The following is a 14,828-nucleotide window of genomic DNA, read 5'->3' as shown; positions in this document are numbered from 1 at the left end:
TCCGCTCGGTAATACTCATCATGGCCTCCTTAATGCGTCGATTCGGGCGGCGCGTCCTCCCCCACCACCTGCTTCACTTTGTCCGCCGTTTTGTTCGCGGTGCGATTCGGCAAGCCATCGAGTTTTTTCTGCAACGTCACTAACTGGCTGGTCAGTTCGGCCACCCGCGCTTCCCTCCGGTCCGAAATCGCACGGTACTGCTGGCGAATGTCTTCCACCCGGCGATTGGCGCTGTTATTCACGAACACGAACATAATCGTCATCGCCACACACAGCAGCGACAGCATCAGCAGCAGGCCGCCTAGCAGTAGCTGACGCCGGTGGCCTCGCACTGAAAACTCACTGTTTATCTGCACCATCGCGACTCTCCTCTAAGGTGGTGATCAGTTGATTGATCTGACTGCGGAATTTATCGCTATGATCAGATTCCGTGGTGGCTAACAGAATGCCCAACGCGTTCTTTATCAGCCGTAGATCGGTCTCCAGCGAAGAGATGCGCCGCAGGTTTTTGTCGTGGCGAATACGCAGGTCATCATTCTCCTGGCGCATCAGCGCATGGCTCTCTTTGAGAAGCATCACCTGCTCTTTGTAGCTGGTGATGATCTCGCCGCCGGCGCGATTGCTGGTGACGATGGCCGCGATGCCTGCCATTAAGGGTTTCCAGAACACAGCTGCCGCACCGCCACCGAGAAGCAGCGCACCGACGCTGGTCACCAAACTACTTTCCATGCCTCACCTCTCTTAACTGGCAAGGGATCCGCCTGAGGAACATGTTGGCCGCCCTTGCCAGCTATGCGGCCAACATCAGAATTTAAGTTTACTTTAATTAATGAATTTAAGTATACTTAAGTAAAACACAGAGGAGTTGTCAAGATGATGAAAAAAGAATCTGTGGGTGAGCGCATCCGCAGCCGTCGTAAAAACCTGAAGCTGACACAGCAAGGGGTGGCAAGCGGCATTGGCGTGTCACACGTTGCTGTTTCACAATGGGAAAAGGACGAGACCCTTCCGCGTGGCGAGAATCTGTTAAGGCTGGCAGAACTGCTGCAATGTACTGCCGCATGGATTATTGATGGTGAGGGCGAGGTGTTTACCACCCCGTCTAAAGTCAGTGACGTCAGCGCCCTGCCGTTGATCACTCTGACACAAGCGGCAGCATGGATGCAGGAGCAGCGCTTATTGATTCAGCAGCAGGCAACCCGCTTTCTCTATAGCGATAGCAAACTGAGTGAATCGGCGTTGGCGATCACTCTGGATGATGCCGCGATGCAACCTGACTACCGACCCGGCGATACGCTGATTTTCGACCCAGCGGTTGCGCCGCAACCGGGTGATGTGGTGTTGGCGCACATCAATAGCGAGGTTCTGGTACGTATTTATCGCCTGATGACTGAACAGCACGACGAACAAATTTTCTCGTTACGACCGTTGAATGAGGATTTTCCTGTGCAGACATCGTCTGAGAAAAAGATTGAATTAATCGGAACTATGATGGAAATGCGCCGCTATCGCGTCAGGTAACAGAATGCAAAAAACCCGCCTATGAGCGGGTCAAAACAATCAAAACTACGGCAATTATTACAAAACGTCGGTCAGATGATCGACGACAACCCTCCCGTGCACATCCTTCTGCGTAATGCGATAATTAACGCAATATGAGCGGCGATTGCAGAGCTTGTCGAACAGCGTCACGCTGCCTTTTTGCTTGCCGTCTACGCTAACAATATGCCATTCAGTGACATCTTCCTGACCGCGGTTGTTGAGTCTTAATACGCTCTGTTCAACTAAACGGTCGCTATCATCAATCTTTAAATAGTCGCGTAACATTATGCTCACCTCTGGTTAACGAGGGCCAAGATACGCTTTTTATTTATCCATTCAATCGAAATTATTTATCGTAGATACTCCCCCAGTGCAATTAATTAACAATTCGATTTGACGCCCTTTCGCTAGCCGTTTCGGTTAGCTCATTAATTGGAAAATAGTTTACGGTTCGAGTCTATATTGGTGGACAGCCCCCGCCCCAGGCCTGCTACTGTAGGCCCCACAATAATAAGCTGTCCGGACAATCGCTATGCTGACCACCATTATTTATCGCAGTCACCTCCATGACCACGTACCTATCAAAACCCTTGAGGACATGGTGACAAAAGCGAATAACAAAAACAGTTCGCACGATGTCACAGGCATTCTGCTTTTTGATGGACTGCACTTCTTCCAGTTACTTGAAGGGCCCCGTGATGCTGTGCAGGGTATTTATGATCGCATTTGCCAGGACGCCCGCCACCACAATCTGGTGGAGTTAATGCATGACTTTGCTCCCGCTCGCCGCTTCGGCAAAGTGGGGATGGAGCTGTTTGATTTACGCGAGCATGATAAATCCATGGTGCTACAAGCCGTGTTAGACAAAGGTACCTCGCGCTATCAGCTGACCTACGATGATCGCGCATTGCAATTCCTGCGCACCTTTGTAATCGCTCGTGATAAAGAAAACTACTTTGAAATCCCCGCAGCCAGCACCTGGGAATTCATTGCGGATGAGCCCTCTCGTACCCTTCAGGATGAAGTCATTGACTCACTGAAAGAGTGCCACTTTGCCTTTCAGCCGATTATCGATCCGTTTGCACGCCGCGTGGCGTCATATGAGGCGTTAATCCGCACCCCGAATGGCGGTTCACCTGGCGAGTACTTTTCTGCCTTTGGTGGCGAGGCTGTTTATCAAGCGGATATTCAGTCTAAAAAGCTGGCGTTCGAACTGGCGAAAAAGTTAGGTATTGGCGAACACAGTATCTCCATTAACCTGCTGCCAATGTCTTTGGTCACGGTTCCTGATGCGGTGGAGTTTCTGCTGACGCAGATTGAAGCCAATGGTTTGGTACCCGAGCAGGTGATTGTTGAAGTCACTGAAAATGAGATCATCTCGCGCACCGATGAGTTTGCGGCACAGGTGCGTAAACTGAAATCGGCGGGTATCAGTCTGGCATTGGATGATTTCGGCGCGGGCTTTGCTGGCCTGTCACTATTATCCAAATTCCAGCCGGACAAAATTAAGATTGATCGTGAGTTGATCAGCGATGTGCACAAAAGCGGTCCTAAACAGGCCATTTTGCATGCCATCATTAAGTGCTGTAACTCGCTGGAAATTGCGGTCATCGCCGAAGGCGTGGAGAAAGCGGAAGAGTGGATGTGGCTGGAAGCCGCGGGCATTAGCCAGTTCCAGGGATATTTGTTCGCCCGTCCGCAGTTAAACGGCTTCCCGGCCATCGCCTGGCCGGAAATTAAGTCCTGAGCCCCAGAAATGACAAAAACCGCCCATCAGCCGGCGGTTTTTTAATTTAAAGCGGGAAATAACCCGGTGGTAATAATCGATCGCTGATGACCTGGTAATTCATTAACTTAAAAGAGCTTAACGTGATGGGCACGGCAACGCAGGGACGATACCAGCCAAACTGCTTTATATATCGCCAGACTTCTGGTGGATTATCTTTATCTCTAACCCAGTAATAACCTTCTTTCATTCTTACACGCTTCTTGTCGCTGCAGCCCTTACTCAACACTCCTCAACGCCTCGCGTGATGCGCATGTTGCACACCGAGTTCCCTGCTCTGAAGAATGCTTTCCTGACTGGCACACTCTATCATACCGAAGGCGTATTTGATCAGTAAGTTATTGTTTTATTTAGCGCTTCGCTTATCGACGCCGATATTAACGGCGTAAAAAAAGCCGCATTTGCGGCTTACTCAGGCATCAATAATAGGTGACATCTATGGTGCCGTACTGCCTATCCGTCACTTGCCCTGCGGCGTCGGTGGTTACGGTGTCGCAACGGAAAGGGACATCATTCTTATATTGGCACTGGGTGGTGACCGTCTTGCTCTGCTCGTTTCTTTGCACCGTCGTGACCACGTCGGATATCTTTTTCGCGTCCGTATCATGTTTGGCACTGGCGCGTGAAACTTCCTCATCGCCCTTCTTAATACTTAACAGCGTCATATCACCGACGTTATTGTAGGTCAGATGGAATTTAACATCAGAGGCGGGAGAGGAGATTTGATCGACCCAACCCTGTTCGTTATAGCCAATATCCACCGTCATGGTGGGCGTGACTTTTTTTAATAGCGCGCACTGCTTATTCAGCGTGACGACCACATCCTGGCCGTTCTCAGTGCCAGTCAGTTTATCACCTTCCCGCGTCACTTCGGTGATCTCTCCGGCTTTATCGATCGATTTCACATGGGAAATACAGCCTTGCCCATCGAACGCGATATCGACATCAAAGATTGGCGTGTCATCGGCGCTAAACAGGCGCTGATGAGTGCTTTTGACTTTGCCGGGAATGGCTTCGAACTGATAGAGGTAAGCGTAATTTTTCATCTGCGGTGCAAAGTCCGCATTTTTATTATCACAGCCGGATAGCAAGATCGTTGCCATCAGCAGCAGCAGGGTGGGCTTCACGTGAGAATCCTCTTCTCGATATACGCTGTGTGTCAGGCCAGCATCATGCCGCTGTTACTGAAAAAGATAAATGCTTTCCCGCCTGACACCGCAACAATCTGTGCCGCTACTACACCTGCATATTCATGATATCGGTGTACGCCGAGACCAGTTTGTTACGCACCTGAATCCCCATTTGCATGGAAATGGAGGATTTCTGCAGATCGACCATCACATCGTTTAACTGGATGCCCGGTTTGCCCATTTCAAAATCCTGCGCCTGGGTGCGAGCCGCGGTTTGCGTGTCGCTGATCTTATCCAGTGCGGCTTTCATGGTGGCACCAAAATCTACCTGATTGGTTGACTCGGCCTGCTTGCCGCTGGCCTGTAACGACGTTAACTGCAGCTGCTGCAACACACCATCAATTGCCTGAATCGACATTGCCTGTACCTCATTAAAGAAGGGTTTAAATTTTCACGCTGCAAAAGTTAACACACTGTCAATAGGACAAAGGCGCTAAATAAACGTAAAAAACCCAGCTTATCCAGCCATCGAAGTGACCCGATTCATCAATAATGCCAGCCATAAGATTGGAATTTCATTTAAGACGTTGCTTCAGGGAGTCTGTTTTGTCACCACAACTTACCCGGTCAATTATGTCAGGCAGGAATCGGTCATGAATGCGAGTGCAGCCGCCACACAAGATACCGCAAAGAAAGGTCTGAATGACCTTCTGGCCCGCCTGCGCGCCAATCCGCGAATTCCTATCATTGTTGCTGCCGCTGCCGCTATCGCAGTGGTTTTTGCATTGGTGCTGTGGGCTAAAGCCCCTGACTATCGCGTCCTTTATAACAACCTCTCCGATGAGGATGGCGGCGCGATTGTTACCCAACTGACGCAAATGAACATTCCTTACCAGTTCGCCGAAAACGGCGGTGCCTTGATGGTGCCTGCCGATAAGGTACATGAACTGCGTCTGCGCCTGGCGCAACAGGGGCTGCCGAAAGGTGGCTCTGTTGGCTTTGAGCTGATGGACAAAGAGAAGTTCGGCATCAGCCAGTTCAGCGAGCAGATCAACTACCAGCGTGCGCTGGAAGGTGAGCTGGCCCGCACCATTGAAACGCTCGGCCCGGTCAAGAGCGCGCGCGTGCATCTGGCGATGCCAAAACCCACGCTGTTCGTGCGTGAGCAGAAAGCGCCTTCGGCCTCCGTGACATTGAACCTGCAACCGGGTCGTGCATTAGATGAAGGCCAGATTCAGGCCATTCAGCATATGGTGTCGAGCAGCGTCGCCGGTCTGCCGCCAGGCAACGTGACCGTGGTGGATCAGGCCGGTCGCCTGCTGACCCGTTCTGACAGCGAAGGTCGTGACCTGAATGATGCACAGCTGAAGTACGCGTCTGAAGTGGAAGCGCGTTACCAGCAACGTATCGAAGCCATCCTGAATCCGATTGTTGGGCAGGGCAATGTGCATGCGCAGGTGACAGCGCAGATCAACTTTGACCGCAGCGAACAAACTGACGAGAAGTACAAACCGAACGCCGATCCGAACAGCACGGCCATTCGCTCGCGTCAGACCAATACTAACCAGCAGAACGGTAGCCCCTACCCAGGCGGCGTGCCGGGTGCGTTGTCGAATCAACCTGCCCCTGCGAATACTGCGCCGGTTAATAATCCGCAGCAGCAAAATGCCAACGGCCAGAATGCCAATGGTCAGAATGCTAATGGCCAGAACAACGCGGCAAACAACAACGGCACCACCACCAGCACGCAGCAAAGCAGCGGCCCGAGCAGTTCAAGCCGTAACGACACCGTGAACTACGAGCTGGACCGCACCATTCGCCACACCAAGGTGAACGTCGGCGATGTGCAGCGTCTGTCAGTGGCCGTGGTGGTGAACTACCGTGATGACGGCAAAGGCAAAGCCGTTGCACTGAACGATCAGCAGATCAAACAGATTGAAGACCTGACCCGTGAAGCGATGGGCTACTCGCAGAATCGTGGCGACAGCGTCAACGTGGTGAACTCGCAGTTCAACATGACTGAGCCGTCTGGCGGTGACCTGCCGTTCTGGCAATCGCAAGCCTTCTTCGACATGTTGATGAGCGGTGGTCGCTGGCTGCTGGTGGCGTTGGTTGCCTTCATCCTGTATCGCAAACTGGTTCGTCCGCAGCTGATGCGTAAGAAAGCGCAGGAGCAGGCGGCAGCAGAGGCGGCGGCAGCACGTGCGGAAGCGCTGGAATCTGAAGAAGCCTACAACGTGCAGCTCAGTAAAGATGAGTTGGATCAAGAGCGTAAATCGAATAACCGCATGAGCGCCGAGGTGATGAGCCAGCGCATCCGCGATATGTCTGAAAACGATCCGCGCGTTGTGGCGCTGGTTATCCGCGAATGGATGAGTAAAGAACTATGAGTCTGACCGGTACTGAAAAAAGCGCCATTCTGATGATGACCATTGGCGAAGAGCGTGCGGCCGAGGTGTTCAAACATCTCAACCAGCGTGAAGTGCAGCACCTGAGCGCCGCGATGGCGGGGATGCGTCAGGTGTCGCACAAGCAACTGACCGAAGTGCTGCGCGAGTTTGAAGCGGATGCCGAGCAGTTTGCGGCGCTGAGCCTGAACTCCAACGACTACCTGCGTTCGGTGCTGATCAAAGCGCTGGGCGAGGAGCGTGCCTCCAGCCTGCTGGAAGATATTCTCGAGAAAAACGAGACCACCAGCGGCATGGAAACGCTCAACTTTATGGAACCGCAGGCAGCGGCCGATCTTATCCGCGACGAACATCCGCAGATTATCGCCACCATCCTGGTGCACCTCAAACGTGGCCAGGCTGCGGATATTCTGGCGCTGTTCGACGAACGTCTGCGCCACGACGTGATGCTGCGTATCGCAACCTTCGGCGGTGTCCAGCCAGCGGCGCTGGCAGAACTGACCGAGGTGCTGAACGGCCTGCTGGATGGTACCAACCTCAAGCGTGCGAAGATGGGCGGCGTGAGAACCGCAGCCGAAATCATCAACCTGATGAAAACGCAGCAGGAAGAGGCGGTTATCGAAGCGGTACGCGACTTCGACGGCGAGCTGGCACAGAAGATCATCGACGAGATGTTCCTGTTCGAAAACCTGGTGGAAGTGGACGATCGCAGTATCCAGCGCCTGCTGCAGGAAGTGGAGTCCGAGCAGTTGCTGGTTGCACTGAAAGGTGCCGAACAGCCGCTGCGCGAGAAGTTCCTCAAGAACATGTCAGCGCGTGCAGCCGATATCCTGCGCGACGATCTGGCCAACCGTGGCCCGGTGCGTATGTCGGCCGTGGAGAACGAACAGAAAGCGATCCTGCTGGTGGTCCGTCGCCTGGCAGAATCCGGCGAAATGGTAATTGGTGGTGGCGAGGAAACTTATGTCTGATGCCTTTTCCGCCCGTGCGTGGCAGCGCTGGCAGCCTGATGATTTAGGCAGCACCTTCAAAGCGGCAGAAGAACCGCCGCAGGAAGAGCCGGCTGTGGATGTCGAAATGAGTGCCGAAGCTGAGCAACAGCAGATGCTGGAGCGCATGCAGCAGCAGATGCGCAAAGATGCACAGACGCAAGGCTACAGCGAAGGCTATCAAAAGGGTTTTGCCGAGTCGCAGCAGAACGGTTACGACGCCGGTTTCCAGCAGGGACTGGCCGATGCCCAACAGCAGCAGGCGCCCTTGCAGGCGCGTATGCAGCAGTTAGTGACTGAGTTCCATCACACGCTGGAAGCGCTGGATAGCGTCATCGCCTCACGTCTGATGCAGCTGGCGCTGGAAGCGGCGCGCACGGTGATTGGCCAGGCCACACAAGTGGATGGCACCGCCCTGCTGCGCCAGATTCAGCAACTGATTCAGCAAGAACCGATGTTCAGCGGCAAGCCGCAGCTGCGCGTGCATCCTGATGATTTACAGCGCATTGAGCAGACACTGGGCCCGACGCTGGATCTGCACGGCTGGAAACTGCTCGCCGATAACTCACTGCATCCCGGCGGCTGTAAACTCAGCGCCGAAGATGGCGATCTCGATGCCAGCGTGGCAACCCGCTGGCAGGAACTGTGCCGTCTGGCCGCACCGGGGACCTTGTAATGACCTCGTCGCGTCTTTCCCGCTGGCTTGGCGCACTCGATGCTTTCGAGGATCGTATTTCGCAGGTGCAGACCGTGCGCCGCTATGGTCGTCTGACCCGCGCCACCGGTTTAGTACTGGAAGCCACCGGACTGCAACTGCCGCTTGGTGCGACCTGCATCATCGAACGTCACGACGGCAACAACATCACTGAAGTAGAGAGTGAAGTAGTGGGTTTCAACGGTCAGAAACTGTTGATGATGCCACTGGAAGAAGTGGACGGCATTTTGCCAGGTGCGCGCGTTTATGCCCGTTTTAGCGGTGACAACGCACAAGGCGGTAAACAACTGCTACTTGGGCCAGAACTGCTCGGCCGCGTGCTGGATGGCGCAGGCAAACCGCTGGATGGTTTACCTGCCCCGGATACCGGCTATCGCGCGCCATTAATCACCGCACCGTTTAACCCACTGCAACGTACGCCAATCCACGATGTGCTGGATACCGGCGTCCGAGCGATCAACGCCCTGCTGACTGTCGGGCGCGGTCAGCGTATGGGTCTGTTTGCGGGTTCTGGCGTCGGTAAGTCGGTGCTGCTTGGCATGATGGCACGTTACACCAAAGCCGATGTGATTGTGGTTGGCCTGATCGGTGAACGTGGCCGTGAAGTTAAGGAATTCATTGAGAACATCCTCGGCGCTGAAGGTCGTGCGCGCTCGGTGGTGATCGCCGCACCGGCTGACGTTTCACCGCTGCTGCGTATGCAGGGTGCCGCGTATGCCACACGCATCGCGGAAGATTTTCGCGATCGCGGCCAGCACGTGCTGCTGATCATGGACTCCCTCACCCGCTACGCCATGGCGCAGCGTGAGATCGCCCTGGCGATTGGTGAGCCACCGGCCACCAAAGGGTATCCGCCTTCTGTGTTCGCGAAGCTCCCTGCCCTGGTGGAACGCGCCGGTAACGGCACCCACGGCGGCGGTTCGATTACGGCGTTCTATACCGTGCTTACCGAAGGTGACGATCAGCAAGACCCGATTGCCGACTCGGCGCGCGCCATTCTTGATGGTCACATTGTCTTGTCGCGCCGTCTGGCCGAAGCCGGTCACTATCCGGCGATTGATATTGAAGCCTCAATCAGCCGTGCGATGACCGCGTTAATTGATGACAACCACTACGCGCGCGTGCGTCAGTTCAAACAACTGCTCTCCAGTTTCCAGCGCAACCGCGATCTGGTGAGTGTAGGCGCGTATGCCGCTGGAAGCGATCCGATGCTCGATAAAGCCATCAAGCTTTACCCTGAGATGGAAGCCTTCCTGCAACAGGGTATTTTCGAACGCAGCGACTATGACGACGCCAGTCTGCACCTGCAGGCCATGTTCGGCTAGCGCGAGCCCAAGCGAGGTAAGCCATGAAAACTGCCAGTGCAATCGATAAGCTGCGCGATATGGCGGAGCAGGATCTGGAACAGGCCGTGATTCATTTAGGTGACATGCGCCGTGGCGTAAAGCAGGCAGATGAGCAGCTCACCATGCTGCTCGACTATCAGGATGAGTACCGCAATAAGCTCAACACCGATATGTCAGGCGGTATTTCCAGCCTGCGCTGGACCAATTATCACCAGTTTATCCAGACGCTGGAAAAAGCCATTGAACAGCATCGGCAACAGCTGAATCAGTGGAATCAACGTTTGGATCAGGCGCTGAGCAGCTGGCAAGAAAAGCATAAGCGATTGAATGCTTATCAAACGCTGATCACTCGGGCTGCCGAAAACGCATTACGACAAGAAAACCGTCTCGATCAGAAACGGATGGATGAATTTGCCCAACGGGCCGCTATGAGGAGAGGCGAATGATTACGCTGCCAACTATGGTTACGCAAACCTCTAAAGTCAGCGATGCAGACAGTGCTGTTGCATCGGACAATTTGCTGGGTACAGATGCGCTGCCACAGGGTTTTATCACTGAACTGGGTAACCGCTTACTGACACTGGCTCAGCAACAAGGTGTTAACACGCAATCGACTGATCTGACAGCAGAAGTCGATGAAAAAGGCGTCACAAAAGCATCATTAAGCGCGTTATTGCAGGCACTGGACAAACCAGAGGCGTTAAACGCACTTTTACAACCGGAAAACACTAAAGCCACGCTGAAATCAGCCGATGATAAAGACAAGTCTGAAGCAAGTTCGTTAAGTGCCAGCGACTTACAGAATGTTCAGGCACTGTTCGCGATGTTACCGGTTGCGGTTGAAGCGCGAAACAGTCAGAGCGCCGTCAGCGCCAGCACGGATACAACATCTGCCGATGCAGGGACTACGCTAAACGGATCATTGTTAAGCCGAACGCTGCAGAGCGCCGTGAAAGATGAACAAGAGGCACAGTCCGACAGTACGCCTCATAAGAAATCCAGCGATGTGCTGAGCGGTGTTAGCCGTGATACCAGTACGACGCCAACCAGTAGCAGTGCCGCTGCCGCCAGCACCACGGCCAGCAACAGTAACAGCGCGCTGTCACTGGATGAAAGCTTTAAGCAGGTGCTGAGCACGCTCAGCAAACCGGAAGAACATCGTAATACTCAGAGCGACACGGTAACAGCCTTAACCAGCGCCCCGGTCAGCAGCAGTAGCACACTGACCAACAGTACGGCGACGACCAGCACCACTCCGTCGACGCCGATGCTGAATGCCCAACTCGGCAGCAATGAGTGGCAGCAGGCGTTAAGCCAGCAAATCGTGATGTTTAGTCGCAACGGTCAGCAAAATGCCGAATTGCGCTTACATCCCGAAGATTTGGGTGCAATCCAGATCAACCTGACCCTCGACAAGGATCAGGCGCAGTTAAGTATGGTTTCCAGCCACAGCCAAGTGAGGGCCGCGCTGGAAGCGGCTCTTCCTCAGCTGCGTTCAGCGCTGGCGGAGAGCGGTATTAACCTGGGACAGAGTAATGTCAGCAGCGACGCCTTCGCACAAAGCCAGAATTATCAGGGCCAGCAGGAAGGACGCCGTGATGGCCAGTACGGCAGCTTTACCCTCTCCCAGGACAGTGAAAACGAGATAACGCCTATTGCCGTCCCGGCAGCCCTCCAGGCGCGCGCGACAGGTAACGGCGCTGTCGATATCTTTGCCTGACAGCGGCTAAACGCTGAAGGTAAGCGTAAAACCCGCGTCTTTTCTTCCCATTGTTTGACTTAAGACGCGGGATAATCTGTCCAGGCGAGCCGAGAGGCTTGCCCATAATTCACAGGAAGTAACTGCAAACATGTCTGATAACGCGAAAGCTAAAGGCCGCAAACGTTCACTACTAATACCGGTGTTACTGATTGTAACGCTGGCCGCTTGCAGCGTGGCAGGCTATGCAGTCTGGCGAATGATGAATAAACACGGGGATGACAAACCGGAAGCGGCGAAAGTTGAGCCACCGGCCGCCCCTGTATTTTTTGCAATGGATACGTTTACGGTTAACCTGGTCAATCCTGACAACGATCCCGACCGTGTGTTGTACGTAGGATTTACCCTGCGTCTGCCCGATGAGGATACCCGTCGTCGGTTGAATGATTACCTGCCTGAGGTGCGCAGCCGTTTATTGCTGCTGCTCTCACGTCAAAGTGCCGCTCAGCTTGCCACCGAACAAGGTAAGCAGGCCCTGGTTGAGCAGATCAAACAGGCATTGGCGCCACCGCTGGTAAAAACGCAACCGCCACAGGTGGTCAGTGACGTGCTGTTTACCGCCTTCATTTTGAGGTGATTTAATGGGCGATAGCATTCTCTCCCAGGCTGAGATTGACGCGCTGCTTAATGGCGACAGTGACAGCGCGGAAGTAGAGAACAGTTCCAAAGGGACCGATGGCGATATCCGTCCCTATGATCCCAATACCCAGCGTCGCGTGGTGCGCGAGCGTCTGCAGGCGCTGGAGATCATTAACGAGCGTTTTGCCCGTCATTTTCGTATGGCGCTGTTTAACCTGCTGCGCCGTAGCCCGGATATCAGTGTCGGTGCGATCAAGATTCAGCCTTACCATGAGTTTGCCCGCAATTTACCGGTGCCAACCAACCTGAACCTGATCCACCTGAAACCGCTGCGCGGTACTGCGCTGGTGGTATTTTCACCGAGTCTGGTGTTTATCGCCGTAGATAACCTGTTTGGTGGTGATGGCCGTTTCCCGACCAAAGTGGAAGGCCGTGAGTTTACCCATACCGAGCAACGCGTCATCCGCCGCATGCTGAAGCTGGCGCTGGATGGTTACAGCGATGCCTGGAAAGCGATTTACCCGCTGGATGTTGAGTACGTCCGTTCGGAAATGCAGGTGAAATTTACCAACATCACCACTTCACCGAACGATATCGTCGTCAACACCCCGTTCCAGGTAGAGATTGGTAACCTGGTGGGTGAATTTAATATCTGTATTCCGTTTTCAATGATTGAGCCGCTGCGCGAGCTGCTGGTCAATCCACCACTGGAAAACTCCCGTCAGGAAGATACGCACTGGCGCGACAATCTGGTGAAACAGGTGCAGCACTCGGAGCTGGAGCTGATTGCCCACTTCGCGGAAACATCCATGCGCCTGTCACGTATTTTGCAATTGAAACCTGGTGACGTCCTGCCCATTGAGAAGCCGGACCGCATCATTGCTCACGTCGATGGCGTACCCGTGCTGACCAGCCAATATGGCACCATGAATGGCCAGTACGCGCTGCGTGTTGAACACCTGATTAACCCGATTTTGAATTCGCTGAACGAGGAACAGCCCGATGAGTGACAGCAAAAAACCGTCCGATGATATTTCTGCGGACGACCTGTGGGCTGAGGCAATGAACGAGCAGGCAACCACCAGCACGCCTGATCCAACAGAGAACGTTTTCAAATCGTTTGAAAGCAACGGCGCCAGTGGCTCGCTGCAAGACATCGATCTGATTATGGATATTCCGGTCAAACTCACCGTGGAACTGGGTCGCACCAAGATGACCATCAAAGAACTGTTGCGCCTGACGCAGGGTTCCGTGGTGGCATTGGATGGCCTGGCGGGTGAACCCCTGGATATTCTGATCAACGGCTACCTGATTGCGCAGGGCGAAGTCGTGGTCGTGAACGACAAATATGGCGTGCGTATCACCGACATTATTACGCCATCTGAACGTATGCGTCGTCTGAGCCGTTAAGCATGTTAAAGAACGCGCAAATCGGCCAGCCTGTTCATAGCCAGCCGGTGGTCTCTACCGGTTCGGTGATTGGACAAGTCAGCAGCGTGCTGGCAGTGATTGTTCTGCTGATTCTGGCCTGTGGCTGGCTGGCAAAACGCCTTGGCTTTGCGCCCAAAACCGTCAACACCCAGGCGCTGAAAATTAGCGCCAGTGTGCAGGTGGGTCGTCAGGAGCGGGTAGTGATTGTTGATACCGCCGATGCGCGTTTAGTGCTGGGCGTCACCGCCCAGCAAATTACCCATCTGCATTCACTGCCGCCGCTGCCACCTGAAGAGTTGGTGAGCAAAACCGTGGCGCCGCAGGATTTTCGTCAGCTGTTGCAGAACCTGGTTAAACGTCCCGGAAAACCCCAATGATGCGTCGATTGCTTCCCCTTTTGCCACTGCTGTTGCTGGCACCGGTTGCCCATGCGCAATTGCCAGGACTGGTCAGCCAGCCTCTGGCGAATGGCGGCCAGAGCTGGTCACTGCCGGTGCAGACGCTGGTGTTTATCACCTCGCTGACCTTTATTCCGGCCATTTTGCTGATGATGACCAGCTTCACGCGCATCATCATTGTTTTTGGCTTGCTGCGTAACGCCTTAGGCACGCCTTCTGCGCCACCCAATCAGGTTTTGCTTGGCCTTGCGCTGTTTTTAACCTTCTTTATTATGGCGCCGACCTTCGACAAGATTTACAGCGATGCCTATTTGCCGTTCAGCCAGGACAAAATCAGCATGGATGTAGCGATCGACAAAGGCGCTCAGCCGCTGCGTGAGTTTATGCTGCGCCAAACACGTGAAGCCGATTTAGCGCTGTTTGCTCGTCTCGCCAACACCGCACCGATTCAAGGCCCGGAAGCCGTGCCGATGCGCATTTTGCTGCCGGCTTACGTCACCAGTGAACTGAAAACCGCTTTCCAGATTGGTTTTACTGTATTTATCCCGTTCCTAATCATCGACCTGGTGGTTGCCAGCGTGTTGATGGCATTGGGGATGATGATGGTGCCGCCGGCGACCATTTCTCTGCCATTCAAGCTGATGTTATTTGTGTTGGTGGATGGCTGGCAGCTGCTGGTGGGTTCACTGGCTCAAAGTTTCTACTCCTAGCGGCGCAGAGAAAAGTCGATGGCAACTCTCAATCC

General features: G+C 54.0%; 19 protein-coding genes. 13 read left to right on the top strand and 6 right to left on the bottom strand.

Annotated elements, in window-relative coordinates; all coding sequences use genetic code 11:
* Positions 1 to 29: 29 nt before the first annotated feature.
* On the bottom strand, positions 30 to 359 hold the full coding sequence (locus LH22_RS10430; protein ID WP_038646360.1) for a hypothetical protein: 330 nt from the start codon (positions 357 to 359) through the stop codon (positions 30 to 32).
* Positions 340 to 729, bottom strand: coding sequence for a hypothetical protein (locus LH22_RS10425; protein WP_034824400.1), 390 nt, complete (start codon positions 727 to 729; stop codon positions 340 to 342). The genes LH22_RS10430 and LH22_RS10425 overlap by 20 nt, the downstream gene beginning before the upstream one ends.
* 144 nt (positions 730 to 873) lie before the next feature.
* Here LH22_RS10425 and LH22_RS10420 point away from each other — a divergent pair, with 144 nt between their 5' ends.
* A complete protein-coding gene (locus tag LH22_RS10420) occupies positions 874 to 1,521 on the top strand; it encodes a helix-turn-helix domain-containing protein (protein WP_052059387.1) in 648 nt (215 codons plus the stop codon).
* Between the two features lie 57 nt (positions 1,522 to 1,578).
* On the opposite strand, the gene LH22_RS10415 is transcribed toward LH22_RS10420, so the two are convergent.
* Positions 1,579 to 1,827, bottom strand: coding sequence for a hypothetical protein (locus tag LH22_RS10415; RefSeq protein ID WP_038646357.1), 249 nt, complete (start codon positions 1,825 to 1,827; stop codon positions 1,579 to 1,581).
* Positions 1,828 to 2,074: 247 nt separating this feature from the next.
* Here LH22_RS10415 and LH22_RS10410 point away from each other — a divergent pair, with 247 nt between their 5' ends.
* Entirely contained in the window at positions 2,075 to 3,289 is a 1,215-nt protein-coding gene (locus LH22_RS10410; protein WP_038646355.1) for a diguanylate phosphodiesterase, read from the top strand.
* A 46-nt stretch (positions 3,290 to 3,335) separates the two neighbouring features.
* On the opposite strand, the gene LH22_RS20560 is transcribed toward LH22_RS10410, so the two are convergent.
* The 3 genes from LH22_RS20560 to fliE all read right to left on the bottom strand — a co-directional run bounded on the left by LH22_RS20560 (position 3,336) and on the right by fliE (position 4,876).
* Positions 3,336 to 3,518: a hypothetical protein gene (locus LH22_RS20560; RefSeq protein ID WP_045815127.1), complete on the bottom strand. Its 183-nt coding sequence runs from the start codon at positions 3,516 to 3,518 to the stop codon at positions 3,336 to 3,338.
* A 229-nt stretch (positions 3,519 to 3,747) separates the two neighbouring features.
* Entirely contained in the window at positions 3,748 to 4,455 is a 708-nt protein-coding gene (locus tag LH22_RS10405) for a YnfC family lipoprotein (protein ID WP_038646352.1), read from the bottom strand.
* A gap of 109 nt (positions 4,456 to 4,564) precedes the next feature.
* A complete protein-coding gene (fliE, locus tag LH22_RS10400) occupies positions 4,565 to 4,876 on the bottom strand; it encodes a flagellar hook-basal body complex protein FliE (RefSeq protein ID WP_034824419.1) in 312 nt (103 codons plus the stop codon).
* A gap of 235 nt (positions 4,877 to 5,111) precedes the next feature.
* Here fliE and fliF point away from each other — a divergent pair, with 235 nt between their 5' ends.
* The 11 genes from fliF (at position 5,112) to fliP (ending at position 14,793) form a co-directional block, all read left to right on the top strand.
* On the top strand, positions 5,112 to 6,848 hold the full coding sequence (gene fliF / locus LH22_RS10395) for a flagellar basal-body MS-ring/collar protein FliF (RefSeq protein ID WP_038646349.1): 1,737 nt from the start codon (positions 5,112 to 5,114) through the stop codon (positions 6,846 to 6,848).
* A complete protein-coding gene (gene fliG / locus LH22_RS10390; protein ID WP_038646347.1) occupies positions 6,845 to 7,837 on the top strand; it encodes a flagellar motor switch protein FliG in 993 nt (330 codons plus the stop codon). The genes fliF and fliG overlap by 4 nt, the downstream gene beginning before the upstream one ends.
* Positions 7,830 to 8,531 (top strand): flagellar assembly protein FliH, encoded by a 702-nt coding sequence (fliH, locus tag LH22_RS10385; RefSeq protein ID WP_038646344.1) that lies wholly within the window; start codon positions 7,830 to 7,832, stop codon positions 8,529 to 8,531. Before fliG ends, fliH begins: the two co-directional genes overlap by 8 nt.
* Complete coding sequence (gene fliI / locus LH22_RS10380) at positions 8,531 to 9,895, top strand: flagellar protein export ATPase FliI (RefSeq protein ID WP_038646341.1); 1,365 nt, start codon at positions 8,531 to 8,533, stop codon at positions 9,893 to 9,895. The genes fliH and fliI overlap by 1 nt, the downstream gene beginning before the upstream one ends.
* Before the next feature lie 23 nt (positions 9,896 to 9,918).
* The gene (fliJ, locus tag LH22_RS10375) at positions 9,919 to 10,362 is read left to right on the top strand and encodes a flagellar export protein FliJ (protein ID WP_038646338.1); all 444 of its coding nucleotides are present in this window, start codon (positions 9,919 to 9,921) and stop codon (positions 10,360 to 10,362) included.
* A complete protein-coding gene (locus tag LH22_RS10370; protein ID WP_038646336.1) occupies positions 10,359 to 11,636 on the top strand; it encodes a flagellar hook-length control protein FliK in 1,278 nt (425 codons plus the stop codon). Before fliJ ends, LH22_RS10370 begins: the two co-directional genes overlap by 4 nt.
* 130 nt (positions 11,637 to 11,766) lie before the next feature.
* On the top strand, positions 11,767 to 12,252 hold the full coding sequence (gene fliL, locus LH22_RS10365; RefSeq protein WP_034824439.1) for a flagellar basal body-associated protein FliL: 486 nt from the start codon (positions 11,767 to 11,769) through the stop codon (positions 12,250 to 12,252).
* 4 nt (positions 12,253 to 12,256) lie between these two features.
* Positions 12,257 to 13,264 (top strand): flagellar motor switch protein FliM, encoded by a 1,008-nt coding sequence (fliM, locus tag LH22_RS10360; protein WP_034824442.1) that lies wholly within the window; start codon positions 12,257 to 12,259, stop codon positions 13,262 to 13,264.
* Entirely contained in the window at positions 13,257 to 13,664 is a 408-nt protein-coding gene (fliN, locus tag LH22_RS10355; RefSeq protein WP_034824445.1) for a flagellar motor switch protein FliN, read from the top strand. Before fliM ends, fliN begins: the two co-directional genes overlap by 8 nt.
* A gap of 2 nt (positions 13,665 to 13,666) precedes the next feature.
* Positions 13,667 to 14,062 carry a flagellar biosynthetic protein FliO gene (gene fliO, locus LH22_RS10350; RefSeq protein ID WP_038646335.1) on the top strand — a complete coding sequence of 132 codons (396 nt, stop codon included), beginning with the start codon at positions 13,667 to 13,669 and terminating at the stop codon, positions 14,060 to 14,062.
* Complete coding sequence (gene fliP / locus LH22_RS10345) at positions 14,062 to 14,793, top strand: flagellar type III secretion system pore protein FliP (protein ID WP_034825234.1); 732 nt, start codon at positions 14,062 to 14,064, stop codon at positions 14,791 to 14,793. Before fliO ends, fliP begins: the two co-directional genes overlap by 1 nt.
* Positions 14,794 to 14,828: the final 35 nt, after the last annotated feature.

This window comes from Pantoea rwandensis (assembly GCF_000759475.1).
Lineage (GTDB): Bacteria > Pseudomonadota > Gammaproteobacteria > Enterobacterales > Enterobacteriaceae > Pantoea > Pantoea rwandensis_B.
The sequence above is the reverse complement of the archived record's forward strand: the minus strand, read 5'-3'. Positions and strand labels throughout refer to the sequence as shown.

Excerpts from the sequence above, each read along its gene's own strand:
- LH22_RS10430 (WP_038646360.1), bottom strand. The coding sequence starts at position 359 with ATGGTGCAGATAAACAGTGAGTTTTCAGTGCGAGGCCACCGGCGTCAG.
- LH22_RS10425 (WP_034824400.1), bottom strand. The coding sequence starts at position 729 with ATGGAAAGTAGTTTGGTGACCAGCGTCGGTGCGCTGCTTCTCGGTGGC.
- LH22_RS10420 (WP_052059387.1), top strand. The coding sequence starts at position 874 with ATGATGAAAAAAGAATCTGTGGGTGAGCGCATCCGCAGCCGTCGTAAA.
- LH22_RS10415 (WP_038646357.1), bottom strand. The coding sequence starts at position 1,827 with ATGTTACGCGACTATTTAAAGATTGATGATAGCGACCGTTTAGTTGAA.
- LH22_RS10410 (WP_038646355.1), top strand. The coding sequence starts at position 2,075 with ATGCTGACCACCATTATTTATCGCAGTCACCTCCATGACCACGTACCT.
- LH22_RS20560 (WP_045815127.1), bottom strand. The coding sequence starts at position 3,518 with ATGAAAGAAGGTTATTACTGGGTTAGAGATAAAGATAATCCACCAGAA.
- fliE (WP_034824419.1), bottom strand. The coding sequence starts at position 4,876 with ATGTCGATTCAGGCAATTGATGGTGTGTTGCAGCAGCTGCAGTTAACG.
- fliF (WP_038646349.1), top strand. The coding sequence starts at position 5,112 with ATGAATGCGAGTGCAGCCGCCACACAAGATACCGCAAAGAAAGGTCTG.
- fliG (WP_038646347.1), top strand. The coding sequence starts at position 6,845 with ATGAGTCTGACCGGTACTGAAAAAAGCGCCATTCTGATGATGACCATT.
- fliH (WP_038646344.1), top strand. The coding sequence starts at position 7,830 with ATGTCTGATGCCTTTTCCGCCCGTGCGTGGCAGCGCTGGCAGCCTGAT.
- fliI (WP_038646341.1), top strand. The coding sequence starts at position 8,531 with ATGACCTCGTCGCGTCTTTCCCGCTGGCTTGGCGCACTCGATGCTTTC.
- fliJ (WP_038646338.1), top strand. The coding sequence starts at position 9,919 with ATGAAAACTGCCAGTGCAATCGATAAGCTGCGCGATATGGCGGAGCAG.
- LH22_RS10370 (WP_038646336.1), top strand. The coding sequence starts at position 10,359 with ATGATTACGCTGCCAACTATGGTTACGCAAACCTCTAAAGTCAGCGAT.
- fliL (WP_034824439.1), top strand. The coding sequence starts at position 11,767 with ATGTCTGATAACGCGAAAGCTAAAGGCCGCAAACGTTCACTACTAATA.
- fliM (WP_034824442.1), top strand. The coding sequence starts at position 12,257 with ATGGGCGATAGCATTCTCTCCCAGGCTGAGATTGACGCGCTGCTTAAT.
- fliN (WP_034824445.1), top strand. The coding sequence starts at position 13,257 with ATGAGTGACAGCAAAAAACCGTCCGATGATATTTCTGCGGACGACCTG.
- fliO (WP_038646335.1), top strand. The coding sequence starts at position 13,667 with ATGTTAAAGAACGCGCAAATCGGCCAGCCTGTTCATAGCCAGCCGGTG.
- fliP (WP_034825234.1), top strand. The coding sequence starts at position 14,062 with ATGCGTCGATTGCTTCCCCTTTTGCCACTGCTGTTGCTGGCACCGGTT.